Here is a 25,306-nt window from a genome sequence, read left to right on the forward strand (position 1 = left end):
GACGATCAAGCACGCGTGAGCAGTGTGTCTTTGTCCATAGCAAAGGCGCATCTATAGGCAATCCCATGCCAAGCCGGAGCGCAACATGACAGATACGGGCCAGAAAATGAGAAACAAAAACTCGATCGCGCGCTATCTTCCGTTTGCCGTTATTCTGACGGTTGCAGTGATCGGTGCGTTTACGCTGCGTGACTATTTCAGTTTTGAGGTTCTGCGCGACAATCGTGAGGCGTTGATTGCCTTTCGAGACAGTAATTTTGTGCTGACGCTGCTGGTGTTTGTTGCAGCCTACGTGTTGATTGTCACATTCTCGCTGCCAGGGGCATTGGTTGCAACTCTGACGGGCGGTTTTTTGTTCGGGGCATTCTTTGGCGCGGCTGTAAACGTGATTGCGGCAACCTCGGGAGCAATCCTGATTTTTCTGGCCGCCAAGTCCGGTCTGGGTGACAAGTTGAAAGCGCGGATGGATGCATCGGATGGCAAAATCGCGCGGTTCAAAAAGGGTTTGGATGAAAATCAGTGGTCTATGCTGTTTTTTATCCGCTTGGTGCCCGCGGTGCCGTTTTTTGTGGCCAATCTGATCCCTGCGTTTTTGGGTGTTCCGCTTCGTCGTTTTGCTATTTCGACCTTTTTCGGAATCATTCCGGGATCATTGGTCTATACCTCGGTGGGAGCCGGTCTGGGGGAAGTATTTGCCCGTGATGAAACTCCTGATCTGGGAATAATTTTTGAGCCGCATATTTTACTGCCGATACTGGGGTTGTGTGCGCTATCGCTGCTGCCGGTGGCGATCAAGGCCGTAACGGGCAAGAAGGAACTGATGGAATGAAACGTATCAAAACCGATATTCTGGTTATTGGGGCAGGGTCCGGCGGGCTTTCGGTGGCTGCAGGCGCCGCGCAGATGGGCGCGGATGTGGTACTGTTGGAAGGGCACAAGATGGGTGGCGATTGCCTGAATTACGGCTGTGTTCCGTCCAAGGCGCTGATCGCGACGGGCAAGGCGGCGTACAGCCAGCAAAACAGCGCGCAATTTGGCGTAGCGGACGCGGCTGGCATAGTGGATTATGCGGCGGCAAAGGATCACGTTGCGGATGTGATTGCGACAATTGCGCCGGTAGACAGTCAGGAACGGTTTGAAGGTTTTGGCGTCAACGTCATCCGTGAATTTGGCAGGTTCATCTCGAAATCAGAGGTGCAGGCAGGTGATACTGTGGTCAAGGCGCGCCGCATTGTGATCGCCTCAGGATCATCGCCTCTGGTGCCGGCGATTCCCGGTCTGGAGAACGTGCCATACGAGACAAACGAAAGCCTTTTTGATTTGCGGGAAAAGCCGGAACATCTGTTGATCATCGGGGGGGGACCCATCGGCATGGAAATGGCGCAGGCCCATGTCCGGATGGGCTGTAAAGTGACGGTGATCGAGGGTGCCAAAGCGCTGGGCAAGGATGATCCGGAATTGGCGGCGGTGGTTTTGGCAACGCTCAAGGATGAAGGTGTAGAGATTGCCGAAGACGCGCAGGCCGCGCAAATACGCGGGCAGGAGGGCGCAATTGAAGTAGAGGCCGAGGACGGCCGCGTTTTCAAGGGATCGCACCTGTTGGTTGCGGTTGGGCGGCGGGCAAATACAGAAAGACTTGATCTTGAAGTAGGCGGCATTGAACCGACGAAAAATGGTATCAAGGTTGATGAAAGTCTGCGGACCAGCAACAGACGGGTTTATGCCATTGGTGATGTGGCAGGCGGAATGCAGTTTACCCATGTCGCGGGGTATCACGCGGGGGTAATCATCCGCTCGATGTTGTTTGGTCTGCCGTCGAAAGCAAAAGCTTCGCATATACCATGGGCCACCTATACCGACCCCGAACTGGCACAGGTGGGCCTGACGCAAGCGCAGGCATACGAAAAACATGGCGATGCGCTGGAGGTCGTGCGATTTGAGTACAGCCACAATGACCGCGCAATTGCAGAACGCAAAACCAAGGGCTGTATCAAGGTTATGGTGGTGAAGGGGCGGCCCGTTGGCGTCTCTATTGTGGGGTATCAGGCGGGTGAATTGATCAATCTCTGGGCGCTGGCACTGGCCAACAAGATGAAGATGAGCCAGATTGCCGCCATGGTTGCCCCCTATCCGACAATTGGTGAAGTAAACAAACGCGCGGCTGGTGCATATTTCAGCCCCCGCTTGTTTGATAGTGCCTTGGTGAAACGTGTGGTCGGGCTCGTCCAGCGGTTTATTCCGTGAGCTGTGCAGCGCGCGTCTGCGACGACGCCCCGCCCACCATCCCGCAGCTAGAGTAGACGTTATGATCAATTCACTTTCCGGTCGCCTTCTGGTGTTGACGACTGTCTTTGTGATGGTCGCTGAAATACTGATATTTGTGCCCTCTATTGCGCGATTTCGCGAAGATTACATGCTCAACCGGCTGGAGCGCGCGCAGATCGCATCCCTGAGCTTGCTTGCGGATGATATGATCGATGCGGAACTGGAGGCTGAACTGCTGCGTAATGCCGAAGTGTTTAATGTGGTACTGCGCCGTGACGAGCTGCGGCAGCTGGTACTTAGCTCTCCGATGCCGCGGGTGATTTCCGGCACTGTCGATTTGCGGGACAGTTCCGCGCTTGTGTTGATCCGTGATGCCATGCGCAGAATGATCAGTACGCAGAACGATGTGATCCGTGTGATCGGTGCGCCTGTGCGTGATGCGGGCCTGTTGATCGAGGTCACGATGGAAACGGCCCCGATGCGTGCTGCGATGATAGACTACGGTCTGCGCATATTGATGTTGTCGGCAGCGATTTCCGTGATTACGGCGTTATTGCTCTTTGTCGCTATGCGTATCCTTTTGGTGAAGCCGATCAAAGGTGTGGTTGAACAAATGCAGCGCTATGCTGCTGCGCCGGAAGACGCGCGGCGCATCATCACACTCTCGGCACGCGTGACGGAGCTTCGGGAGGCTGAGGAAGCCCTGCAATTTCTGGAAACCGAACTGACGAGTGCCTTGCGGCAAAAGGAGCGGCTGGCGCAGCTTGGCATGGCGGTTAGCAAAATCAGCCACGATTTGCGCAATATTCTGACTTCGGCGCAGCTATTTACAGACCGCATCGAAATGTCCGAAGATCCTGTTGTGGCGCGCATGGCGCCCAAGCTGGTGGGCTCGATCACCCGCGCTGTCCATCTGTGCGAATCTACCCTGAGTTTCGGACGGGCAGAAGAGCCGGGGCCGACGCTGACGCGGCTGGACCTATCGGAAGTGGTAGAGGATGTGCTGGACAGTGAGCGGCTTGCCATCGGCGCGCGTGATTTGACCATAAGCGCGGATATTCCCGAACCCTTCGAGATTCGCGCCGATCCTGAACAGATGTACCGTATTCTTGGCAATCTGGTCCGCAACGCGCGGCAGGCGATCCTTAATTCGACAAAGAACGGCGAGATTCGCATCATTGCATCCGAAGAGCCCGATTCTTGGCGCATTTGCGTGCGCGATAACGGACCCGGATTGCCTCAAAAGGCGCAGGATCACCTGTTTACTCCATTCCAGGGGGCGGTGCGCAAAGGTGGTACGGGCCTTGGGCTCGTGATTTCTGCCGAACTGGTGCGGGGGCATGGCGGCGAGCTCCGCTTGCTCAAAACAGATGCAGATGGCACCGAATTTCTGATCCAATTGCCCAAAGGAGACAGCGCAAAATGAAGAATTTTGCGATCAAGCCGATTTTACCCGTCAAGAGGGCTTGCATTGCCCGTTTGCTACTACTAAACCGCCCCCAATGCACCCGTAGCTCAGCTGGATAGAGTACCTGACTACGAATCAGGGGGTCAGAGGTTCGAATCCTCTCGGGTGCACCATTTTCAAAATACATTATCCGGCTGCCTTCATAGGCAGATATGTCAGGTGCAGTTCGCGCCTGTCAGTCAAGCGGCGCAGGATTGAAGGTTCCGACGGCCTACTGCGCCGAAATCCGGGGCATCCGACGCGCGTGACCTCCGGCCTATGAGAAACGGTTTTTGCGCTTTGTTAAGTCATCTTTTGGGTTAACCCTGTTTCTGACCCATTTGAAACGACAGGCTGATTTTTGCCTCCGTTTTAATCTGAAGGACGTCAGCAGGTTTGAAGAGGGAACTCTGTTTGTTCTTCACTATTGATGATCTGAACCCGCCAAGGGGCTACATGTGCGGATCTGATCAGCCCGAGGGGCATTCGCTATGGCAGTTCTTGATATTGCCACGTGGTTAGCGGATGCTGGTGGGTCCACTGTTTGAGGCACACGCACGCTTAGCGGAGAGGGCGCAGCACCATCATTACAGGCTCGTTTTATAAAAATACTTGGGACACGAGCCAGAGTGGGCACAATATCCGATTTCGGTGCCTTTGGCGTTAGATCCCCGAAAACCGCAGCGGAGCCGTATTTGATGACCTCTAGACGTGTTATATCCATGATGAAAATGGCGCGCTCATTCCCGCCAGCAGCGTTGTTGCATGGCTGGCAACGTTCAGGGCGAACTTATAACAACTAATCCGGACGGAGATGTCGACATCAGCGCAACTGACGGCACCGCCACTGATATTTCCGTTGCTCTGACCGGTCCGGTTACACATCTGACACTGTTGATGCAGGACGCCCCTGAAAGGGCGCCATCAGGCGGCAGTAGCATCAGTAACTTTAGCTTCACGATACTTGATCCGAACGACGATATAATATCGTGCGCAGGCTGGGGCGGATACGGTCGACTCAGGTTGCACCGACGCTGGTGGATGGCAGTGATGCGCTGGGCACACCCGGCGAAGCTGTCGGGTCGGTGGTGCCAGCCATGATAACGTTTTGGGGCGGTTAAGTTAACGATCCCATTATTGGCGGCGCAGGCAGGGACACGCTTAATACCTAGCCCCTAGGCAGCCTATCGGTATCATTCACAGTGGGTAGATACTGACACTAACAAAATTCGGGCAAGGTTGAACTGTGGGATGCATGCAGGAACGGGATAACCGCAAGGTTTCCAGAAATGAAATCTATTGTTCTGCCCACGACAGATCTGACGGCGGATGATTCGTTGAAGGAAGCAGCGGTGAAGACGCGGTTGACAGGAGCTGTTCGGGCGATCCCGAAGGTGACGGGATCGATAACACCGATGCACCTGACGGATTGTAAGACGATTTTGTTCAGGGGGATGGCGGCAGCAATTCAATCTATTCCTGAACGGGTGCAGATTCAATTTTTACCGCTATAGGCATTGATACTGTCACCAGCGATGATGATGGCGCCTTTGTTTTTCCGAATTTTGTATCGGGCAGATCATACTTGTTGGAGGCGAAGGCGTCACAATCGGTAAAGACCGGGATTTATTGGAGGGTAAAGTGCTGAGTAATGAAGCAACGATTGTCTACTCCGGCTGTCACCGGCCGATCTGAACGGCGGCAAAGCAACCGTTATCGGCGGTAAGGCAGGCAAAACTGGCGATGACGCGCTAAACATTACCGGACCGGCGCAGATGTGTATAAAAACTCTTCATTAGGGAGGGTCACAATCACCTATCTTTACATCGGTGAAGTGGTGGCGTTTCCGAAGATAGAAAATCTGAATTACTTGTCGTGCTTCGCTCCGGGGACGTTGATCAAAACGGATCAGGGTGAAAGCCTATAAAGGATATGCGCGTTGCAACATGGGATTCGACGCTTGATCTCAAGTTCATGCCCGTTCTCTGGTATGGCAGACGTAAGGTTGGCGCAACGTCGTTGGCCAAATATCCGGCGTGTACCAGACGGGATTGATCAGGTTGACGTAAAAGATGTTCTTTCACCCACTTCATGTTCGACATGTACGAAGTTGTCACGCCCGAGGGGTGCAGCAGCGAAAGCTTTCAACCCGGCGCCAAGATACCGTCCGCTCTCTACAGTGGCGCGCGCGGAATTGCTGGCCCTCTTTCCGCAGCTTGCCGAAGTGAGCAATGCAAGAACATATCCGACAGCGCGACCTTCAATGGATGCCTGTCAGGCCAGGGTTCTGTTCGCCTGAACCGCCGGAGCGCGGCAGTTGATCAGCGCGCTACTGCCGCCAGGTGAAAAAGTCCGATCCGGCCTGTGACAGTAGCTTTCGCGCCATCTCTTTGCCTGCCAGCGCACCATCCTCGATCGGGCAGCTTGCCGCATCGCCCAGCATCTCCGAGCCGTCAGGACGGTACACCTCGCCGCGCAGATGCAGCGTCCCGCCTTCCAGCACGGCCAATCCCGCAATTGGGGTTTCGCATGACCCGTCCAGTTCCAGCAGGAAAGAGCGTTCTGCGGCAAGACGCTGACCGGTTTGCAGATCGTGGATCGCGCGTAGCATTTCGGCCACGGTTGCATCGTCCGTGCGCCGTTCGATGCCGATTGCACCTTGGGCAATTGCGGGCAGGACCACATCTGTTTCAATCGGGCTGCGGGGGACTTCGTCAATTTTCAAACGGTTCAGCCCAGCCATGGCAAGAAAGGTCGCCGCCGCCACGCCTTGCTCCAGCTTCATCAGCCGGGTTTGCAAGTTGCCGCGAAATTCTACCACTTTCAGATCGGGCCGCTTAAGAAGCAGTTGCGCACGGCGGCGCAAGCTGGAGGTGCCGATAACTGTGCCCGCTTCCAGCGCATCAAGGTTTTTGGCTGTCGGGGAAATAAACGCATCGCGCACGTCCTCGCGCGGCAGATAGGTGTCAAGCGTCAAGCCATCGGGCTGTAGTGTCGGCATGTCTTTCATCGAATGAACCGCGATGTCGATCTTGCCTGACAGGAGTGCCTCTTCGATTTCGCGGGTGAACAGGCCCTTGCCGCCGATCTCTTTTAACGGGCGGTCGATGATCATGTCGCCGGTGGTTTTGATCACAACAATGGTGAAGGCTTCGAACGGCAGATCGAACGCCTTGGCCAGCCGATCACGTGTTTCATGTGCTTGGGCCAAGGCCAGCAGCGATCCGCGGGTGCCAATGTTCATCGGTTGGGCGGGGGAGGGCAATTTCAATGACATAAGTCCTCTCTAGTGCGCGACGTGCGACCTTACAACTCTTGAACCTTACCTGCCCTTTGGCGCATGGTGGCGCAAGCCGAATTCAATGATAGAGACAGCATATGCCCCCCCAGAAGACAATCCTGCGCGCCTTGGCAGGTGAAACCCTGCCGACCCCACCGATATGGATGATGCGACAGGCAGGCCGCTATTTGCCAGAGTACCGCGCCACCCGTGCACAAGCGGGTGATTTCCTGAAACTGTGCTACAATTCCGAACTGGCCGCAGAGGTCACGCTGCAACCGATCCGCCGCTACGGTTTTGATGCGGCAATCCTGTTTGCCGATATCTTGCTGGTGCCACAGGCGCTGGGTGCCGATTTGTGGTTCGTCACCGGCGAAGGGCCGCGTTTGTCGACAATCACCACCCAGGCGGAACTGGACAAACTGGTTCCGGCAGATGCCATTCACGACCACCTCAACCCGATTTATGAAACTGTGAAGCTGCTGTCAAAAGAACTTCCTTCCGAGACAACACTGATCGGGTTTGCCGGTGCGCCGTGGACTGTGGCCACCTACATGATCGCGGGGCAGGGCACGCCGGACCAAGGCCCTGCACACAAGCTGAAGTCCGAAAACCGTGCGGTGTTCGACAGCTTGATAGAGCGGATCACCGAAGCCACCATCCACTATCTATCCAGGCAGATCGATGCGGGGGCCGAGGTTGTCAAACTGTTCGACAGCTGGGCCGGTTCGTTGCAAGGCGATGACTTTATGGATTATTCCATTAAGCCTATGGCCCGCATCGTTGCTGCGTTAAAGGAAAAGCACCCCGACGTGCCGATCATTGCTTTCCCGCGCGGCGCGGGCGAGCGGTATGAGGGCGCGCATACCGCCATTGGTGCCGATTGTATTGCTGTTGATGATGGTGTCACAGCTGCGTGGGCGGCGGAGCACGTACAGACCGCCGGATGTATTCAGGGTAATCTTAAATCGACCCATATGGTTACAGGCGGGGATGCGCTGGTGTCTGAAACGCGCCGTATCGTTCAGGCCTTTTCCAAGGGGCCGCATATCTTCAACCTCGGCCACGGTATAACGCCAGATGCCGATCCGGAAAACGTGCAGTTGATGATCGATACCGTACGTAACGGCTGATTTGTCGCCCCCGGCCGTAATCCGGCGGGGGCATCCTCGCCGTCGCACAGGTAAAGCTGGAAAAGAAAGAACTGGCATCAAGCCGTTTACGAGCCATATGGTCGGATATGGATATTATACTTTTCTTCATTTTTCTGCTGGCCTGTGGCGCGGCTGCTGTGACCGGCGTGGTTTTCAAACCGGGTGTTTGGTATGAAAACCTTGAAAAGCCCGCTTTTACGCCACCTAACTGGGTGTTTCCCATTGCGTGGACCAGTATTTATGTACTGATCTCCTTTGCCGGTGCGCGCCTTGCGGTGGTGGAGGGCAACGCCTACGCCATGGCTTTCTGGGCTGCACAAGCAGCGCTTTCAACGTTGTGGACACCGCTGTTTTTCGGTCTTCATAAGATGAAGGCCGGACTTTTGGCCATCGTGCCGCTTTGGTTGTGTGTGTTGGGGTGCCTCATCACAGCCTTTTGGTTGGATTTCTGGGCGGGGCTTGCGTTTATCCCCTACATGGTCTGGGTCAGCATCGCTGTGGCGCTCAACTTTGAGGTCTGGCGGCTGAACCGCAAACGGGGCGTGATCCCCTCCCGGCCCTGACTGCACCGGTCGGGCGGCGCGTGTGACTTAATTTTTTCAAATGGCATCGCCGAAGATCAGCGCGCTGTGCTGATCCATGTAAATGCGCAGCCAGGGGGTGAATTTTTGCGGTGTGACCGCAATTTCCGCGCGCAGTTCTTCCAGGTTGATCCAGCGTGTATCCATGACTTCGTCGGCATTCGGTGACAGGGATAAATCGGGGGGCGATTCCGCCACAAAAACTTCAACCTGTTCGTGTTCAGTTAATCCGCCGCCCACATCCGCGTGGTACTCGACCCGCCCACGGTGCTGCAATTCCAGCCCCTTAATGCCCAGTTCTTCATCCAGACGGCGATGGGCACATGCCGCGTCCGTTTCCGCCCAATCGGGATGGGTGCAGCAGGTATTCGCCCAGAGGGACGGCGTGTGATATTTGGTGCGTGCGCGTTGCTGGATCAACAGGGCGCTGCCCGCCATGACAAATACAGATACGGCTTTATGTCGCAGGCCGCGCTGGTGCGCCGCCAACTTTTCAACGGGCTGCAGCTGACCGTCAATCCATGCAGGTATCATAGTTTTTGTCATGGCATATCCATTGCGCAGTTATTTCCGGCTTAATATTTCGTATAATGCGCAGGGTTTTAACGCGATTAACTGGCATCGCCAAGAGCCAGCAAAATTGTGTCTGGGAGACCCGGTAATAGAAAGAAGGCACGTTTTGGATAGCCGCTGAAATTTTTGGAGTGTGCACCATGAGTTTCAGATAATCCTTTACGTTGATCCCGAAAAGCCTAGGTTATGATTAGAAAAATAGGAGGAATACCATGAAGATATTCGCAGCTACAGCACTGGGCTTTGCACTGATCGGTGCGCCTGCATTTGCAGATAGCCACGCAACAGGTGACGCAGAAGCCGGTGAAAAGGTGTATAACAAGTGCAAAGCTTGTCACATGATTCAGGACGCGGACGGTAACGACATCGTCAAAGGTGGCCGCACAGGTCCCAACCTGTACGGAATCTACATGCGCGTCGCAGGATCCGAAGATTTCAGATACGGCGATTCTTTGGTTGAGGCTGGTGAAGCCGGTCTGGAATGGAACGAAGAAGCATTCGTGAAATACGTCGCTGATCCGAAGAAGTTCTTGGCCGAATACAATGATGATAAACGTGCGAAGTCGAAGATGAGCTTCAAACTGAAGAACGAAGAAGATGCCACAAATCTGTGGGCCTACCTCGTATCGGTCGGCCCAGAAGTGGAAATGGAAGAAAAATCCGACGGCTGAATTTGCGCAACAGCGTAAAGATTCGGATGGCGACCTGTTCTTCAGGTCGCCATTTATCATTCGTGGATATCCGGTATTTTGAGCAGGTATACAATTCTGCTTTAACGGGTGCGGTTTTTACGGCGGGGGCAGGCAATCTGGTAGACTGCTGCGCGCTCCAGCTCTCACTTCGCGGCTGCGATCGCTTGCGAAAGCAGAGCACGATCCCCGATATGGTTTGCCAGCGTCAGGATCAACCGCGCGTCAAGTGCATCGCTTTGCGCTTTGTCCAAACCTTCGTGCGCGCGGATCAGCTCTTCATAAAATCCGTCAGGGTCGGAAATATTCGGTGCAAGGTTCAACATTTTTAGGCCTTTCCGATAGCAGTTTTCAGGGCTGTAGCAACCGCGTCAGCGTTATAGTCGGGCCAGCGTGCTACGATGTGTTGATCGGGACGGATAAGATAAACTGCACAGGGGTGCGCACCCAGATACCGCGCCCTCATGGCGTCGGACGGCGCTTTGATGTTCACTGCATTTGCCAAAACGCCGTGCGCTTTCAGATCGTCGGCCATGCATCCGATTGCCAGCAAGGTAAATTCGCCGCCCAGCCGCTCCAGAATATAGCCGTCAAGATGGGGCGCGTCGGGGCAAGCCATGCCAGGCTGCGTACCTTCCGGGCCTTGCAGGGCATCTTCGCCAAACAGGTCAAATCCGATATAGTTACAAGGCACAGACAGACGGCCCGAATTGACCAAAGGCCGCGCGAAGGCATGTCTATTCGCCAGATCCAGAACCGCATTCCGGAAGGTTTTGGAGACATCGGATTTCGGCGTCATAAAATCTGTCGCACGGGAGGAGTTGAGGATATTTTCGTCTGCCGCGTGTTGACGCTCCGTGGCGTAGGTATCCAGCAAGTTTGGCTCGGCGAGGCCTTTCAGCACCAGATCAAGTTTCCATGCCAGATTATCAGCATCCTGCACGCCCGAATTCGCACCGCGTGCGCCGAAGGGGGATACCTGATGTGCGCTGTCGCCAGCAAAGATCACATTACCATGGCGGAACTTCTTCATCCGGCGGCACTGGAACGTGTAAATCGAAGTCCACTCAAGTTCGTACTCCGGCACATGACCGGCCTGCGACGATAACATCGCATCCACACGGGCGCGGATGCGCGCGGGGTCCAGCTCTACTTCGCGGTCAATATCCCAGCCCAGTTGAAAATCGATGCGCCAGATATCGTCGGGCTGTTTGTGCAGCAGCGCAGATTGACCGGCGTTCTCAAAAGGCGGTTCAAACCAGAACCACCGCTCGGTCGGAAAATCTGCTTTCATATGTACATCGGCGATCAGGAAGTTGTCCTCAAAGACACGTCCGTCAAAGCTTAACCCCATCATGTCGCGCAGTGGCGAGCGCGCGCCATCACATGCGATCAGATAGTCGGCCTCAAGTTGATAGCTGCCGTCCGGTGTGTTCACCGTCAGGGTGCTGTAGGTGCCGTGATTTTCCAATGCAGTGACGCAGTTGCGGCCACGAATCTCGATCGGGGCGCCAGCGGATTGGGCCGCATTTATTGCATCGCAGAGAAACTTTTCGAAATACGGCTGTTGCAGATTGATAAAGGCCGGGTTGCGATGCCCGGCTTCCGGTTGCAGATCAAAGTCGTAAATTTTCTGGTCGGCGTGAAACACTTTGCCAACATTCCAGACGACGCCTTTGTCCACCATTTGCTGGCACGCGCCAAGGCGGTTGGCGATGTCGAGGGTGCGTTTGGCAAAACAGATCGCTTTTGATCCTAGACCCGCGCCATCGTGATCATCCAACACCAGCACGGGCGTACCTTTTTTCCCCAGATCAAGTGCAAGTGTCAGCCCCACAGGACCTCCCCCCACGATCACAACAGGGTGACGGGTTGCTGTACCTTCCTGCGCTGCAATTCTGGTGTAGGGGTAAAGCTGAAAGGCGGTCTTATAGCGTTCTGCAAGCATGTGTTTCTCCCTGTTGGGTGTCGGGCGCATGGGGCTTTCCGGATGCGCCCGACGTATAGGCCTAGCCCTGCAAGGCGGCCCACATTTCCAAATCACGCTCGGCGGTCCAGATGCGCGGGTGGGTAATGCCGCGGGCCTCGTCATACGCGCGGGCCACGTTGAACGGCAGGCAGTGCTCATAAATTGCGTAATCCGAAAATTTCGGGTCACATTCTGCGCGCACGGCGTCCCAGGCCTGTTTCAACGTGCCACCCTGGGCGGCAACGCGCGCAGCGGGTGCGTAGGTGGAGTTTACGAAATCGCGCGTGCTTTCAATCGCGCGGTTCACGGCCTCCTTGCCAATCAGCGCGCCCCCCCGACCGGGGGCGATGGAATTCACTTCAAACGCCTTGATCGCGTCCAGCGTGTTGCCCCAATCGGCAAAATGTCCGTCACCGCAGTAGCAGGCGGAGTGGTCCTCGACGATGTCGCCGGTGAACATCACGTTTTCATCCGGCACATGAATCACAATATCGCCAGCTGTGTGCGCGCGCCCAAGGTGCATCAAATCAACGCGCCGGTTGCCCAGATAGACCGTCATACGGTCGTTGAACGTGGTGGTGGGAAAGGTCAGTCCGGGGATGCTCTCATGTCCCTCGAACAGGCGGGGAAAGCGTTGGAATTCGGAGTCCCAGTCATCCTGACCGCGTTCCATCACCATGCCGCGGGCGGCTTCGCCCATGATGATCTGATCGGCACCATACGCCGATGCCCCCAGCACGCGAACAGCGTGATAATGGGTCAGCACGACATGGCTGATCGGCTTGTCGGTGACTTCGCGCACCTTTTCGATAACCTTGTTGGCAAGGCGCGGGGTTGCCTGCGCCTCAACGATCATCACGCTGTCTTCGCCGATAATCACGCCCGAGTTAGGATCGCCTTCTGCAGTGAAGGCCCACAGATCGCGGCCGATCTCGTCGAAGGTTATTGTTTTTTCGCTCATGTCGCCTTGAGAGGCAAATGCTTTGGCCATTGTAGCTATCCTAACGTGAATTTACGTGAATTTGACGGCAGGCAGGATCGTGGCGGTACACGTGCCGAAACCGATCTGATAGCCGTCACCCTTTGCCGCGCCGTGCAGGGTCAGCGTATCGCCATCCTCGATAAAGCTGCGGGTCTGGCCTCCCCCGATGTCAATCGGCTCTTTCCCGCCCCATGACATCTCAAGCAGGCTACCGCGCTGGTTCTTCTCAACGCCGGAGATGGTGCCGGAACCTAGCAGATCACCGGGGGTCATGGCGCAGCCGGAGCTTGCGTGATGCGCCAGTTGCTGTGCGGCTGAGTAATACATCTCGTTGTAGTTCGTCTCGCAGATCGTCACTTCCTTGCCATCTCGGGGCTGAAGCGTGACGCTGAGATCAATGTCATAGAGCATCGGCTTGGGCTCTTGCAGGTGAGGCAGAAGCTCCTTTTCACGCTCTGGCGTAGAGGTGCGGAACGGCTCGAGTGCGGCGCGGGTAACAATCCACGGGGAAATAGAGGTGGCGAATGCTTTGGCCTGAAACGGGCCAAGTGGCTGATATTCCCAAGCCTGAATGTCGCGTGCGGACCAGTCGTTCAGGAGAACATAGCCAAAGATCATTTCGTCCGCTTGCGTCACGCTTACCGGATGCCCCATTTCGGAACCCGTTCCCACAATCGCGCCCATTTCAAGCTCGATGTCCAGACGCTTGCAGGGGCCGAAGCTTGGTGTGTCAGCGTCCGGTGCTTTGGTTTGCCCGTTGGGGCGCACGACATCCGTGCCCGAAACTACTACGGTCGAGGCACGGCCGTTATACCCGATCGGAATATGCAGCCAGTTCGGAGGTAACGCATTTTCCGCGCCGCGAAACATGGTGCCGACGTTTACAGCGTGGTTCTTGCCAGCGTAGAAATCGGTGAACTCGGCCACTACCATCGGCAGTTCCATGCGTGCATCCGACATGGGCACCAGCAAGGGCGCAACTGCGGCCTGCTCGGCGGCGCCTTCGGCCAGCAATTGGATCAGGCGGCTGCGCAGGGCGTCCCATGCCTCGGGTCCCAATTCCATCACGTCGTTCCAATAAGGCACGTCAAACACCGCATCTTCGGCCAGTTCGATCAGGCCAGCCTCTTCGGCGGCGAACATGTCAAGGATCATGTCACCGATGGCAACGCCACAACGGGGTTCCAGACTGTTGGTCGCAAACACGCCATAGGGCAAATTGTTGAGCGGGAACTGGCTGTCGACGCTGTTTGCGCTCTCTACCCATGATTTCTGTAGTGGCATTTTATTTCCTTTGTTTCCGGTGCAGGTGTGCTGCACGTATCTTTAGCCGCCGCCATCTGCGCTGCCGCTGTCTCCTTCAAGGCGGCCATCCCCGCCGCCCACATGCCAAACGTCGGACTTATCCCCCGGTTTACGAGGAGGACGCGCGCCGCGCCGTATGTCATGAAACATGATGATGGCGGAGATTATAGTAAACGCGATGACGGCGAAAAAAATTCCTTTATTTGTTGTCCCGTGCGCCGGCGGGCTTGTTTTCTAAATTGGCACAGTAATTGATGTAGTCGTCCTGCACTGGTGCTTCTTTCGCGGCAAAGGCAGCCAGATACCGGGAGAGAACCCTGTTTCGAACGTAACTGACATGGTGTTGCCTAGCTCTTCGACACGGTACACAATGCCGAGCGGGATAGTGATGGTTTCCTGAGGCTCGATTTGTTTCACGCCCGGTTCCGTACCAAAATGCACGCACCCTTCTTGCGGAACAACCAGCAATTCGGAATCCGCAGGGTAGAAATTTAGATCCTTCATGGATGCAGTGACAAGATCGAAATTGCTTGTCACTCCGACCTGCGTTTCAACATCGCTTGCCGTCGTCATGGTGCGCATGCCCGTTGATCCTGAAGGCTGGATACCATAACTGCGAAAGCCGCTAAGTTGCTCGCCGTACAGACCGTAGTTTGCTTTTTGGGGTGAATTCATGTCGCGGGTCAATGCGCCTGAAAGCCCCGCTGTTTCAAAGTCGTTGCCGAAACCGTGTATGTAACACCCAGTGCTGGCCACAGGCGTCGGGGCAGTTTGGAGCCCAGACGGAGAAGTCTCATTGTGCATGCGAACCTCCACCACATAATGCCACACGGTTATTGGTTTGATATGTAACTAACAACCAGTAAGTTGATGCTATGAGCAATCCAGAGTTCAATTTAGATCAGTTTTTGCCTTATGTGCTTAGCCGCGCAGCCGAAGCGTCAAGCCTTGGCTTTCAGAAATTTTACCGCCAGCGCTACGGTATGCTGCGCACGGAATGGCGGGTTCTGTTTCACTTGGGGCGTTACGGTGACATGACCGCAAAAGCTGTGTGCGAACGGGCCAGTCTGCACAAAACCAAAGTAAGCCGCGCGGTGCGAGCTTTGGAAAAGAAGCGATTTTTATCGCGCACGCGGCAAGAGCATGACCGCAGGCACGAGACTTTGTCGCTCACGCGACACGGGCTGGTCGTTTATACGGATTTGCAGCAGTTGGCAAAAGAGTACGATGCAAAACTGGCGTCCCGCTTTACCCCGCAAGAGCGGGAGGTATTGAACCGCTGTCTGGACAAAATTACTAAGTTGTAGTCAGGTCGGAAATCGTTCCGACCTGACTTTGAGCTACTTAATCCGCGTCTTTATGATCGGAATGGTTCATGGTGCCATGGTCTTTTGCACTACGTGCTTCGATGTCGAATGTGATGTCCAGCTCGCCTGCGGTTTCAAATACCAACGTCGCATCGACCTTGTCGCCCACTTTGAACGGATTCCCGTCCAGTCCCATAAACATGACGTGTAACCCACCTGGTTTCAGGGTGACGGTTTCCCCAGCGGGGATCGGGATGCCGTCCTGTTTGGTCATGCGGGCAACGCCGTTTTCGTCAGTTTCCGTCAGGTGCAGCTCGACACGCGGAATTTTGGCGACACGCACTTCCAGCAGCGTATCCGCCGTATCCGAAGTGTTTTCGAGGGTCATATAGCCGCCGCCCACTTTTGCGGTCTTGGCTGTTTCAAAAGCCTTTGGATGCATAACGGTGATCGGGCCGACCTTGTAGTCGTGTGCCATTGCTGCTGACGTGGTAAGAAATACCGCAACTGCGGCTTGAAGAAGGTGTTTCATATCATTTTTCCTGTGATGCGCACGCAATTTTGCATGCTGACGTGACGTGGTGCTGATGCTGTAATAGTCAGATCAGAGGTGGCGCACGTACAGGAGGCGTGTAGCGCAGCGGTGGAAGGTGGGCCGTTTGCCCGTCATCAAGATTGCCATCGAGTAATCTGGGCACCAGTGTCGGGCGAATACCGAGTACTGCAGGTGGCAGCAAAATGGACGTTCCGACCGTGCAGTTTTCGCATCCCACCGAAGGATGGCCAAACGTGCCACCGCAGATGTCGGAAGGATCACCGCCCATGGCAAGAAACTGGGCCATCTCCGGGGAAACAGGGGCTGCACCGACACGGTGGGCGAAAGGCAAGCCGACAAGTACAAGTGCCATCATGGCCATAATGACCTGACGCAACAGCATATGTACAAGCTTGTTCATGCGCGAAGATTACCTCGCCACAATGGGGGTTACCAGTAGAGATTGCGTCAATTGCGATTTGCTGGTGAGCCGGTTTTCAGGCAACTGGAACCGGTTTCCGCGCGCTTGCCACTGACAGGCGCGCGGGTAGATTTATCAGGCTTCTTGCGGCTCCAACGTGCCGATGGTGACATCTACCGAAACCTCTTTGCCGCGCCGCAGAACGGTAAGTTTCGCGCTGTCGTCAGGGTCTTTTGCTGCCACAGCTTTTGTCAGATCACGCAAAGCCTCGATTTTTGCGCCGTCAAAATCGATAATGATGTCGCCTTTGACCAGACCGGCCTTTTCGGCGGGGCTTTCTTTGGCAACTGCTTCGACCATCGCTCCCCTTGCGTGATCAAAGCCCAGAACCTGTGCAACTTCTTCGCTGACAGGGCGAATGCTGACGCCCAGCCAGCCACGGGTGACGGTTCCGTCTTGCGCCAGTTCGGCAACCACTTCGCGCACCACGTCCGACGGGACGGCAAAGCCGATGCCAACCGATCCACCGCCGGGCGAGAGGATGGCAGTATTCACACCGATCACTTCGCCTTCGTTGTTGAACAATGGCCCGCCGGAGTTTCCGCGGTTGATTGCGGCGTCGGTCTGGAGGAAGTCATCATACGGGCCGGAGTTGATATCACGGGATTTGGCCGAGATGATGCCGCTGGTTACCGTCGAGCTAAGGCCGAAGGGGTTGCCCACAGCCACGACCTCGTCGCCTACGCGCATCGTGTCGGACGTGCCGAAATCAACGTGGGGCAATTTTACATCCGCTTTGATCGACAGAAGGGCGATATCTGTTGCAGGATCGCTGCCCAGCACTTCGGCATCGAAAATCCGCCCGTCTGCAAGCGTGACCTGTACAGACTGCGCACCAGCGACAACGTGGTGGTTGGTCACAATCTGTCCGCCTTCGGATATGATGAAACCCGACCCCAATCCGGCGCGCGGCGTCGCCTCGGGAAGTTGGTGCTGAAACCGTTTGCGCATGGCCTCGGGCATGTTGTCGGGGAGGGTGGCGCCGGTCTGCACCGCGCTTGTCACCTCGATGAAAACAACAGCGGGTGCAACATCTTCTACCAGATCGCCATAGCCGCCTGCGGGTACGGCAAAAGCGGCGGTCGGTGCCAGAACAGGCGTCATGGCAAGAGCAGCGGCAAGCGCCAGCGGGGCGGTTTTTGAAAGCAATGATGTCATGTTTACCTCGTGCATCTGTTTTGCGATTGCACCCTAGATGGCGCACCAAGATTACGGGAAAGCCAGTGGTTCTTATACAAAAGTGTAATACGCGACAGGGTGCAGAGCGGGACGCCCTGTATTATATAAGATGACATGAAGATACTTGTGATCGAGGATGACGCCACGACTGGCACCTACATCGCGCGCGGTTTGCGCGAGGAAGGCCATGTTGTGGACTTGGTGGCGGATGGCCGCGCAGGGCTGCTGGCCGCAACTGGTGGTGGTCATGATGTGCTGGTCGTCGACCGGATGCTACCTCATGTGGATGGACTGACGCTGGTAAAAACCTTGCGCGGGGCGGGAAACAAAACGCCTGTTTTGTTTCTGACGGCAATGGGATCGGTCGAGGACCGGATCGGCGGGTTGAACGCAGGTGGCGATGATTATCTGGTCAAACCGTTTGCCTTTGGCGAGTTGTCGGCGCGGGTTGCCGCCCTCGGCCGCCGCCCGCAAGCGGTCGAACAGGACGTGACATTGCACGCGGGCGATCTGACGCTGGATTTGTTGACCCGCAAGGTCGTGCGTGGCGGGCAGGAAATTGATCTGCTGCCGCGCGAATTCGCGCTGTTGGAATTTTTGTTGCGCCGCAAGGGGCGGGTGCAGACCCGCACGATGTTGCTGGAGGGCGTTTGGGATTTGTCCTTTGATCCGATGACCAACGTGGTCGAAACCCATATCAGCCGGTTGCGGGCAAAGGTGGATAAACCTTTTGATACAGAGCTTATCAAAACGGTGCGCGGCGCGGGCTATAGGATCGACGGGTGAGGCGTCTGTGGCGCTCTATGCCGTTGCGGCTGGCGCTGGTGCTGGTCGTGCTTTTCGGCACCGTCAGCTTGCTGAGCCTTGCGGCGAGTTATGCTTTCACGCGCGCCGCATTCGAACAATCCATTCGCGATAATCTGGCGCAGGATCTGGCGGGGTTCCGCGCCGCGCCGTCTGCGCGGGCGGTTGCGCTGTTGGTGCAGGCAGAATCCGAGGACACCGATCCGGGGCGGCTGGTGCTGAGTTATGTCACACGAACCGGCCAGATTTACGGCAACGGCGCAGTGGCACGTGACGATGAGGGGTTTCACATCATCTCGCTTAAAGAGGGGCGCGCGCAACTGGATGGCGAGTACCTCGCGCTGAGTGCGCGGCTGTACGGGGGCCGTCTGACCATTGCGCGCAGCCGTGCCGAAATCGAAGCGCTGCAACCGGTATTTTTCAACATTCTATGGATCAGTTTGTTGCCAACGGTGCTGATTGCCCTGTCTGGTGGCTTGATCCTTGCACGGCGCTCACAGCGTCATGTCGAGGTGATCAGCAAGGCGCTGGAGCGGATGACGGGCGGTGATCTTGCGGCGCGGGTGGTGACGGGGCCGCGTTGGTCGGATGATTTGTTGCATATTGGTGAAACGGTCAACGGCATGGCGGATGCGCAGGAACGCTCTGTAACGGCACTTCGGCAGGTTTCATCCGATATTGCCCATGATTTGAAAACCCCGGTGCAACGGGTTTCATTGCAACTGGAGGCGCTGGGCGAGGTTGTCCCCGCCGGAGAGGCCGCGGAGCTGGTGGCGCAAACGCGCGCCGAAGTTGACGGTATTTCCGCAGTGTTCCGATCTTTGTTGCAACTGGCACAGATGGAAAACGGCGCATTGCGCGCGCAGTTTGCGCCCGTAGATCTGGCAGATTTGTGCCGGACGATGGCCGAAGTTTATGAGGCGAGCACAGCGGAGCGCCAGCAGACGCTGACAGTAGATGTGCCGGATACGGTTAAGGTACATGGCGAGAAAAACCTGCTGGGCCAGATGATTGCAAACCTGCTGGAAAACGCCGTGCGCCACAGTGGTGAGGGCGCCGCGATCTCCGTTACGGTTATTCAGAGCGAAAATGAAGTTGTTCTGAGTGTTTCCGACAACGGTTTTGGTATCCCCGAGTCTGAGTGGACAAAGGTTACGCAACGTCTTTATCGTCTGGACCGCAGCAGAAACACGCCGGGAAACGGGCTGGGGCTGAGCCTTGTTGACGGGGTTGCGCGCCTGCATGGCGCAAGGCTATCGCTGGAAAACGCGCAACCGGGGCTTCGCGCGGTGGTGCGGTTTTCCAGAGGTACTGGCGCTACCGCAAAACCCTCCGGCACTTGATGTTAATTCGGGGCTGCGCCAGAAGTTGGCCTGACAGTTATCAAGTGAGGACATCCCCATGCAGGCCATGCAAGTTACCGAACACAATTCGCCCCTGACCCTGCGAGAACTTGAAATGCCCATTGCGGCGGCAGGCCAAGTGGTAGTGCATGTGGCAACCTGTGGTTTGAATTTCGGGGATACGCTGCTGGTGAAAGGCAGCTATCAGGAGAAACCGGCGCTTCCGTTTACGCCTGGAATGGAGCTGGCCGGTACAATCACTGCTGTTGGCGATGGTGTTGAAGCATTTGCCGTGGGACAACGTGTTGCCGCGTATTGCGGTGTTGGCGGACTGGCCGAATATGCCGGAGTAAGTGCGGATGTGTGTGTGCCTTTGCCGGATGAAATGTCATTCACCGACGCCGCAGCGTTTTTGATCACCTATGGAACCAGTCACATTGCGTTGGGCGCAAGGGCAGCGCTGCAACCGGCGGAACGTTTGTTGGTGCTGGGAGCTTCTGGCGGCGTCGGATTGACGGCGGTTGAATTGGGCAAGCTGATGGGAGCCGAGGTGATCGCCTGCGCTCGCGGAGCCGACAAGCTGGCGATCTGCGCCCAAAAAGGTGCAGACCACCTGATTGATTCAGATAGTGATGATATTCGCGAAAGCGTGAAGGCGTTAGGAGGGGCGGATGTGGTGTATGACCCGATTGGTGGTGCCCAATTCAAGGCGGCGATGAGGGCCAGCAATCAGGGTGCGCGCCTGTTGCCGCTGGGGTTTGCCAGTGGTGAGGTGCCGCAAATACCGGCAAATATTTTGTTGGTTAAAAACATGACTGTGTTGGGCCTTTATCTGGGCGGGTTTGCGAAGCTGAGCCCGCGCGCGATGACCGAAAGTTTTGCGACCTTGATCGACTGGTATGTTGCGGGCAAGTTGAAGCCGCACGTAAGCCATGTGCTGCCGTTGGCAGAAGCAAATGCCGGTCTTGATTTGCTGCGTGCGCGCTCCGCCACGGGCAAGGTTGTGATTGAAATCAGCCAGTGAATGGGGGCCAGCCCCCATCGGCGCCTTGCGCCGATCCCCCCGGGATATTTTTAGCCAAAAGAAATAGTGAGAGCCGATTAGTGGGGGCGGGGCAAAGGACGGGGTGCAATCCGTTTTGCCTTGATCCGTTCGCGGAAGAATACAAAAAGGCCAGAGGCAAGGATGAGTGCGATCCCGGTCCAGACCTCCCAAACGGGAAGTTCATTAAATACTATATAGCCCCAGAATACTGCGAGTGGCAGGCCGACGTATTCAATTGGAGCGATGGTAGCCGCATCGGCAAGGCGATAGGCTTGGCTGAGGCTGTATCCGATAAGTGCGCCGTTCAAGCCCATGCCGAGCAATACCCATTGATCGTTGGGGGCCGGCCAGACCCATGCGCGCAGCAGGAATTCCAACGAGGGATTTGTCGTTGATGCGCTGTAGCGTCCGTCTCCGGCGACGACGTAGAAGCCGAGTGAGACAATAATAAAAGTGACCTGAATATAGATGGCAAGGGCGGATGCGGGTGCTTTGACACCAAGCTTGCGGGTCATCAACTGATTGAGTGCGTAGGCGAGGGCGGAAAGCACGGGAAGAAGAAGGACAATGCGCGAGACCTCAAGTGCGTCAGTGGGATGCCAGGGACGCTGCATGATGATCACGCCGATAAATCCGACAAGAACAGCGCCTAGACGAAGCGGCCCTACTTTTTCACCCAAGATCGGGATTGAGAGCAATGTGATAAAAAGGGGTGCCACAAAGAAAAGGGCTGTTGCATCGGCAAGCGGGAGTACAGCGAGGGCAAGAAAGTACGACATGTTGGCAATAACAACCAGAATGCCGCGCAATACATGAAGTAGGGGGTGATCTGTTCGTAGTGCCGCAAAGCCACCTTCGAATTGCAGGAACACTAAACTGAAGAAGAGCGCTATAAACGAGCGGAAAAAGACAATTTGATGCAGTGGATATCCGCTCGAAAGCTGCTTTATCAGCATGTCGTTGAGTGAGATGCATAAAACCCCGAACAGAACAAATGCAATTGCGGGGCCGGCACGGTTGGTCGCGGATGTCATAAGCGGCACCTTCATCAATCCCGTTGCAGGTGTCCAGAAAAATTCATAGCGTGGAGGTTGGACCTTTTAGGAGAGCAGACCGATGCAAATGTCAGACACCCGCCAGATCGCCGCCACGCCCGCGCAGGTATATGCGGCACTGCTTGATCCTGAAACGCTGAAACGATGTGTGCCCGGTGCAACCGACGTCGAGGGCTCTGCCGAGGAAGGGTTTGTTGCGACTGTTGTGCAAAAGGTGGGACCGGTGAAGGCTACATTTAAGGGCGAGGTTACAATCAGTGATGTAGTGCCTGATTCTTCTTTGAGGATTGAAGGCGCTGGTAAGGGCGGCGCTGCCGGTTTTGCCAAAGGTGGCGCGGATGTGCGCCTTGCTGCGGTAGAGGGCGGTTGCGAGCTTAGCTATGACGTTGAGGCGAAGGTGGGCGGGAAACTGGCCCAGTTGGGCAGCCGGATAATTGACGGCTTTGCTAAAAAGATGGCTGATCAGTTTTTCAATAACTTGCAACAAACGCTTGAAGGGCCGCCGGAAGATACAGACAAAAACGACGGTGATGAAGCCACCACAAAGAAGGGTTGGTTTGGCCGCACAAAGTCCTGACGTGGCGGACCACTTGTTGTGAGGGGGTAAACCGGTCTAGGTAAACCAATCTTAAGCCGGAGAGTACCATGCCCCCTATTGTTGAGATCACCGCCCTTCGAAAGGCCTATGCCAGCGGTTTTGAGGCGCTGAAGGGAGTTGACCTCTCGATTGAGGAGGGGGAAATCCTTGCTTTGCTCGGGCCAAACGGTGCGGGCAAGACCACCTTGATCTCAACGGTTTGCGGTATCACCACGGCAACTTCGGGTACAGTGCGTGTAGCTGGGCATGACACGGTTGAGGATTTCCGTGCGGCCCGTTCGATGATTGGGCTGGTGCCGCAGGAAATTAACCTTGAGCCATTCGAACGCGTCAAGAATACCGTCAGATTTTCGCGCGGATTGTTTGGCAAGTCGCCAAACCCCGCTTTGATCGAGAAAATCCTGCGTCAGCTGTCACTCTGGGATAAGCGGGACAGCCAGATCCGCGAACTGTCCGGCGGGATGAAACGCCGCGTGTTGATTGCCAAAGCCCTAAGCCATGAGCCGCGTGTGTTGTTTCTGGATGAGCCGACGGCCGGTGTGGATGTAGAGCTGCGCCGTGACATGTGGGAAATTGTGGCGGACCTCAAGCGTGATGGTGTGACGATCATTCTGACCACCCACTACATCGAGGAAGCCGAAGCGATTGCCGACCGCATTGGTGTGATTGCGGCAGGAGAAATCCTGTTGGTTGAAGATAAAGACAAACTGATGTCACGGATGGGGAAAAAGGAGCTGGAAGTGCAGCTTTCTGAACCGATCAGCGATATTCCGGCCAGTCTGGTATCAGACGCGCTGCGCCTGAAGGCGGATGGCACTGCGTTGATCTATACCTATGATACCAAAAGCGAGCGGACGGGCATTACCCAGCTGTTGTCGGATGTGGCGGCAGCGGGACTGGTGCTGCGTGATGTGGTTACGCGGCAATCAAGCCTTGAAGATATTTTTGTCGATCTCGTGAGCGAAGGAGAGGCTCCATGAACTGGACCGCCGTTAAATCAATTTACGTTTTCGAAATGGCACGATTTTTCAGAACTATTGCGCAAAGTTTTATTTCGCCTGTGTTGTCGACATCGCTGTACTTTGTGGTTTTCGGGGCCGCCATTGGCAGCCGCATCCAAGAGGTTGAGGGCGTCACCTATGCCGCGTTTATCGTGCCGGGGCTGATCATGCTCAGCGTGATCACACAGTCCATATCAAACGCGAGTTTTGGCATCTACTTTCCGAAATTCATCGGCACCATCTTCGAACTGTTGTCGGCGCCGGTGAATTTTCTTGAAATTGTGATGGGCTATGTCGGCGCTGCGGCGACCAAGGCGCTGTTTATCGGGGTCATTATCCTTGCTACAGCATTTTTGTTTGTGGATCTTCAGATCCAGCATCCGTTTGCGATGGTCGGGTTTCTGGTGCTGACCTGCATCAGTTTCTCTTTGATGGGGTTCATCATTGGCATTTGGGCAGGCAACTTCGAGCAGTTGCAGCTTGTACCTTTGTTGATCGTCACACCGCTGGTTTTTCTGGGTGGATCGTTTTATTCGATTTCGATGCTGCCACCGGTCTGGCAGATCATTTCGCATTTTAATCCCGTGGTTTATCTGATTTCGGGGTTCCGCTGGTCGTTCTTCGGTGCGGCTGATGTCTCTATCGGGGTCAGCTTGTTTGCTATCGCGGCGTTTACCGCGCTTTGCCTGTCGGTGATCTGGTGGATATTCAAGACAGGTTGGCGCATCCGTCAATAATCTTTTGTGCCTCCTTGTTGCGGGACGCGCGCGGCTCTACATGTGTGGCATGAAACAATGGCTCCCCTTTTTAAAAAGTGACCCGACTGTTGCCGTGATACGGTTGTCGGGAATGATTGGCACAACCGGACGTGGGGCGCTGAACGATGCAAGCCTCGGGCCTGTGATCGAAAAAGCGTTTTCCAAGGGCAAACCTGCCGCTGTGGCCCTCGAAATCAATTCCCCGGGGGGCAGTCCTGTGCAATCGTCGTTGATCGGCGCGCGTATCAGGCGGCTGGCGGATGAAAAGAATATCCCCGTGCTGGCATTTGTCGAAGATGTTGCGGCATCGGGCGGCTATTGGCTGGCTGCTGCGGCGGACGAGATTTATGCAGATACGTCATCGGTTGTCGGTTCTATCGGTGTCATCTCTGCCGGTTTCGGGCTGCATGAACTGATGGCGAAGAACGGGGTCGAGCGGCGCGTTTATACCGCTGGAGAGTCCAAATCCATGCTGGACCCGTTCCAGCCGGAAAAACCCGAAGACATTGCACGGCTCAAGGAGCTGCTGGAAGATATCCACGTGAATTTCAAAGAGCATGTGACAGAGCGTCGGGTAGGTAAACTGACCGCCGAACGTGACTTGTTCACCGGTGATATCTGGTTGGGACGCAAGGCGATCGAAGTTGGACTTGTCGACGGGATCGGGCACCTGAAACCACACCTGCAAAAACGGTTTGGCGAAAAGGTAAAGCTGCGGCGGTACGGCGTGAAGAAGGGCCTGTTCAGTCGCTTTAGCGCGCAAGTTTTCGGTGATGCACTGCACAGTATCGAAGAACGTGCGCAATTCGCACGGTTCGGACTTTAGTATGATCCTGAAAATTGTTGCGCTGTTTCTTGTTTTTATCGGTGTACTTGGCTGGTTTGGAAAAATGCACTGGATCGGTGGCAAAACGCTGACCCAACGCAAGTGTAAGACGTGCGGTCGTTATCGCAT

At 55.7% G+C, this 25,306-nt stretch carries 25 protein-coding genes, 1 tRNA gene and 1 pseudogene; 16 read left to right on the top strand and 11 right to left on the bottom strand.

Annotated elements, in window-relative coordinates:
* The first annotated feature begins 106 nt into the window (after positions 1–106).
* The 5 genes from OS189_RS10940 (at position 107) to OS189_RS10960 (ending at position 5,226) form a co-directional block, all read left to right on the top strand.
* Positions 107–829 (top strand): TVP38/TMEM64 family protein, encoded by a 723-nt coding sequence (locus OS189_RS10940; protein ID WP_267167343.1) that lies wholly within the window; start codon positions 107–109, stop codon positions 827–829.
* Positions 826–2,244 (top strand): dihydrolipoyl dehydrogenase family protein, encoded by a 1,419-nt coding sequence (locus tag OS189_RS10945; RefSeq protein WP_267167344.1) that lies wholly within the window; start codon positions 826–828, stop codon positions 2,242–2,244. The genes OS189_RS10940 and OS189_RS10945 overlap by 4 nt, the downstream gene beginning before the upstream one ends.
* 61 nt (positions 2,245–2,305) lie before the next feature.
* Positions 2,306–3,691 (top strand): sensor histidine kinase, encoded by a 1,386-nt coding sequence (locus OS189_RS10950; protein ID WP_267167345.1) that lies wholly within the window; start codon positions 2,306–2,308, stop codon positions 3,689–3,691.
* A gap of 78 nt (positions 3,692–3,769) precedes the next feature.
* Positions 3,770–3,846: transfer RNA gene (locus tag OS189_RS10955), tRNA-Arg, on the top strand.
* Positions 3,847–5,001: 1,155 nt separating this feature from the next.
* The gene (locus OS189_RS10960; protein WP_267167346.1) at positions 5,002–5,226 is read left to right on the top strand and encodes a hypothetical protein; all 225 of its coding nucleotides are present in this window, start codon (positions 5,002–5,004) and stop codon (positions 5,224–5,226) included.
* Positions 5,227–6,041: 815 nt separating this feature from the next.
* Here the strand turns inward: OS189_RS10960 and hemC are convergent.
* Positions 6,042–6,989, bottom strand: a complete 948-nt coding sequence (hemC, locus tag OS189_RS10965; protein WP_267167347.1) for a hydroxymethylbilane synthase — start codon at positions 6,987–6,989, stop codon at positions 6,042–6,044.
* A 101-nt stretch (positions 6,990–7,090) separates the two neighbouring features.
* Here hemC and hemE point away from each other — a divergent pair, with 101 nt between their 5' ends.
* Positions 7,091–8,125 (top strand): uroporphyrinogen decarboxylase, encoded by a 1,035-nt coding sequence (gene hemE / locus OS189_RS10970; protein ID WP_267167348.1) that lies wholly within the window; start codon positions 7,091–7,093, stop codon positions 8,123–8,125.
* Between the two features lie 107 nt (positions 8,126–8,232).
* Entirely contained in the window at positions 8,233–8,709 is a 477-nt protein-coding gene (tspO, locus tag OS189_RS10975; RefSeq protein WP_267167349.1) for a tryptophan-rich sensory protein TspO, read from the top strand.
* A 36-nt stretch (positions 8,710–8,745) separates the two neighbouring features.
* Here tspO and idi read toward each other — a convergent pair whose 3' ends face one another.
* Positions 8,746–9,273: an isopentenyl-diphosphate delta-isomerase gene (gene idi / locus OS189_RS10980; protein WP_267167350.1), complete on the bottom strand. Its 528-nt coding sequence runs from the start codon at positions 9,271–9,273 to the stop codon at positions 8,746–8,748.
* 239 nt (positions 9,274–9,512) lie between these two features.
* Between idi and OS189_RS10985 the strand changes: the two genes are divergently transcribed.
* On the top strand, positions 9,513–9,971 hold the full coding sequence (locus tag OS189_RS10985) for a c-type cytochrome (RefSeq protein WP_267167351.1): 459 nt from the start codon (positions 9,513–9,515) through the stop codon (positions 9,969–9,971).
* A gap of 164 nt (positions 9,972–10,135) precedes the next feature.
* Here the strand turns inward: OS189_RS10985 and OS189_RS10990 are convergent, their stop codons facing one another.
* The 5 genes and pseudogenes from OS189_RS10990 to OS189_RS11010 form a co-directional block, all read right to left on the bottom strand.
* Positions 10,136–10,315, bottom strand: coding sequence for a DUF2783 domain-containing protein (locus OS189_RS10990; RefSeq protein ID WP_267167352.1), 180 nt, complete (start codon positions 10,313–10,315; stop codon positions 10,136–10,138).
* A gap of 2 nt (positions 10,316–10,317) precedes the next feature.
* Entirely contained in the window at positions 10,318–11,937 is a 1,620-nt protein-coding gene (locus OS189_RS10995; RefSeq protein ID WP_267167353.1) for an FAD-dependent oxidoreductase, read from the bottom strand.
* A 61-nt stretch (positions 11,938–11,998) separates the two neighbouring features.
* Positions 11,999–12,949, bottom strand: a complete 951-nt coding sequence (locus OS189_RS11000) for an MBL fold metallo-hydrolase (RefSeq protein ID WP_267167354.1) — start codon at positions 12,947–12,949, stop codon at positions 11,999–12,001.
* Positions 12,950–12,970: 21 nt separating this feature from the next.
* Positions 12,971–14,224: a fumarylacetoacetase gene (fahA, locus tag OS189_RS11005; protein ID WP_267167355.1), complete on the bottom strand. Its 1,254-nt coding sequence runs from the start codon at positions 14,222–14,224 to the stop codon at positions 12,971–12,973.
* Between the two features lie 369 nt (positions 14,225–14,593).
* A pseudogene (locus OS189_RS11010) lies at positions 14,594–15,049 on the bottom strand (homogentisate 1,2-dioxygenase); the annotation flags it as partial.
* 71 nt (positions 15,050–15,120) lie between these two features.
* Here OS189_RS11010 and OS189_RS11015 point away from each other — a divergent pair.
* Entirely contained in the window at positions 15,121–15,552 is a 432-nt protein-coding gene (locus OS189_RS11015; RefSeq protein WP_267167356.1) for a MarR family winged helix-turn-helix transcriptional regulator, read from the top strand.
* A gap of 37 nt (positions 15,553–15,589) precedes the next feature.
* Here the strand turns inward: OS189_RS11015 and OS189_RS11020 are convergent, their stop codons facing one another.
* The 3 genes from OS189_RS11020 to OS189_RS11030 form a co-directional block, all read right to left on the bottom strand.
* Positions 15,590–16,084, bottom strand: a complete 495-nt coding sequence (locus tag OS189_RS11020; protein ID WP_267167357.1) for a copper chaperone PCu(A)C — start codon at positions 16,082–16,084, stop codon at positions 15,590–15,592.
* A gap of 67 nt (positions 16,085–16,151) precedes the next feature.
* Positions 16,152–16,508 (bottom strand): hypothetical protein, encoded by a 357-nt coding sequence (locus tag OS189_RS11025; RefSeq protein ID WP_267167358.1) that lies wholly within the window; start codon positions 16,506–16,508, stop codon positions 16,152–16,154.
* 135 nt (positions 16,509–16,643) lie between these two features.
* A complete protein-coding gene (locus tag OS189_RS11030; RefSeq protein ID WP_267167359.1) occupies positions 16,644–17,726 on the bottom strand; it encodes a Do family serine endopeptidase in 1,083 nt (360 codons plus the stop codon).
* A gap of 135 nt (positions 17,727–17,861) precedes the next feature.
* Here OS189_RS11030 and OS189_RS11035 point away from each other — a divergent pair, with 135 nt between their 5' ends.
* From OS189_RS11035 to OS189_RS11045, 3 genes are read left to right on the top strand one after another with little or no spacing between them, the layout of a single operon-like run.
* On the top strand, positions 17,862–18,533 hold the full coding sequence (locus OS189_RS11035; protein WP_267167360.1) for a winged helix-turn-helix domain-containing protein: 672 nt from the start codon (positions 17,862–17,864) through the stop codon (positions 18,531–18,533).
* The gene (locus OS189_RS11040; protein WP_267167361.1) at positions 18,530–19,894 is read left to right on the top strand and encodes a sensor histidine kinase; all 1,365 of its coding nucleotides are present in this window, start codon (positions 18,530–18,532) and stop codon (positions 19,892–19,894) included. The genes OS189_RS11035 and OS189_RS11040 overlap by 4 nt, the downstream gene beginning before the upstream one ends.
* A 58-nt stretch (positions 19,895–19,952) precedes the next feature.
* Positions 19,953–20,918 (top strand): NADPH:quinone oxidoreductase family protein, encoded by a 966-nt coding sequence (locus OS189_RS11045; protein WP_267167362.1) that lies wholly within the window; start codon positions 19,953–19,955, stop codon positions 20,916–20,918.
* A 77-nt stretch (positions 20,919–20,995) separates the two neighbouring features.
* Here the strand turns inward: OS189_RS11045 and OS189_RS11050 are convergent, their stop codons facing one another.
* Positions 20,996–21,988: a DMT family transporter gene (locus OS189_RS11050; RefSeq protein ID WP_267167363.1), complete on the bottom strand. Its 993-nt coding sequence runs from the start codon at positions 21,986–21,988 to the stop codon at positions 20,996–20,998.
* A 67-nt stretch (positions 21,989–22,055) separates the two neighbouring features.
* On the opposite strand from OS189_RS11050, the gene OS189_RS11055 reads away from it, so the two are divergent.
* From OS189_RS11055 to OS189_RS11070, 4 genes are all read left to right on the top strand, one after another.
* Positions 22,056–22,571, top strand: coding sequence for an SRPBCC family protein (locus OS189_RS11055; protein ID WP_267167364.1), 516 nt, complete (start codon positions 22,056–22,058; stop codon positions 22,569–22,571).
* A gap of 68 nt (positions 22,572–22,639) precedes the next feature.
* Positions 22,640–23,572, top strand: a complete 933-nt coding sequence (locus tag OS189_RS11060; protein ID WP_267167365.1) for an ABC transporter ATP-binding protein — start codon at positions 22,640–22,642, stop codon at positions 23,570–23,572.
* Positions 23,569–24,330, top strand: a complete 762-nt coding sequence (locus OS189_RS11065; RefSeq protein ID WP_267167366.1) for an ABC transporter permease — start codon at positions 23,569–23,571, stop codon at positions 24,328–24,330. Before OS189_RS11060 ends, OS189_RS11065 begins: the two co-directional genes overlap by 4 nt.
* 49 nt (positions 24,331–24,379) lie before the next feature.
* Positions 24,380–25,177 carry a S49 family peptidase gene (locus OS189_RS11070; RefSeq protein WP_267167367.1) on the top strand — a complete coding sequence of 266 codons (798 nt, stop codon included), beginning with the start codon at positions 24,380–24,382 and terminating at the stop codon, positions 25,175–25,177.
* Positions 25,178–25,306: the final 129 nt, after the last annotated feature.

The sequence above is a fragment of the Sulfitobacter sp. F26169L genome, assembly GCF_026410285.1.
Classification (GTDB): domain Bacteria; phylum Pseudomonadota; class Alphaproteobacteria; order Rhodobacterales; family Rhodobacteraceae; genus Sulfitobacter.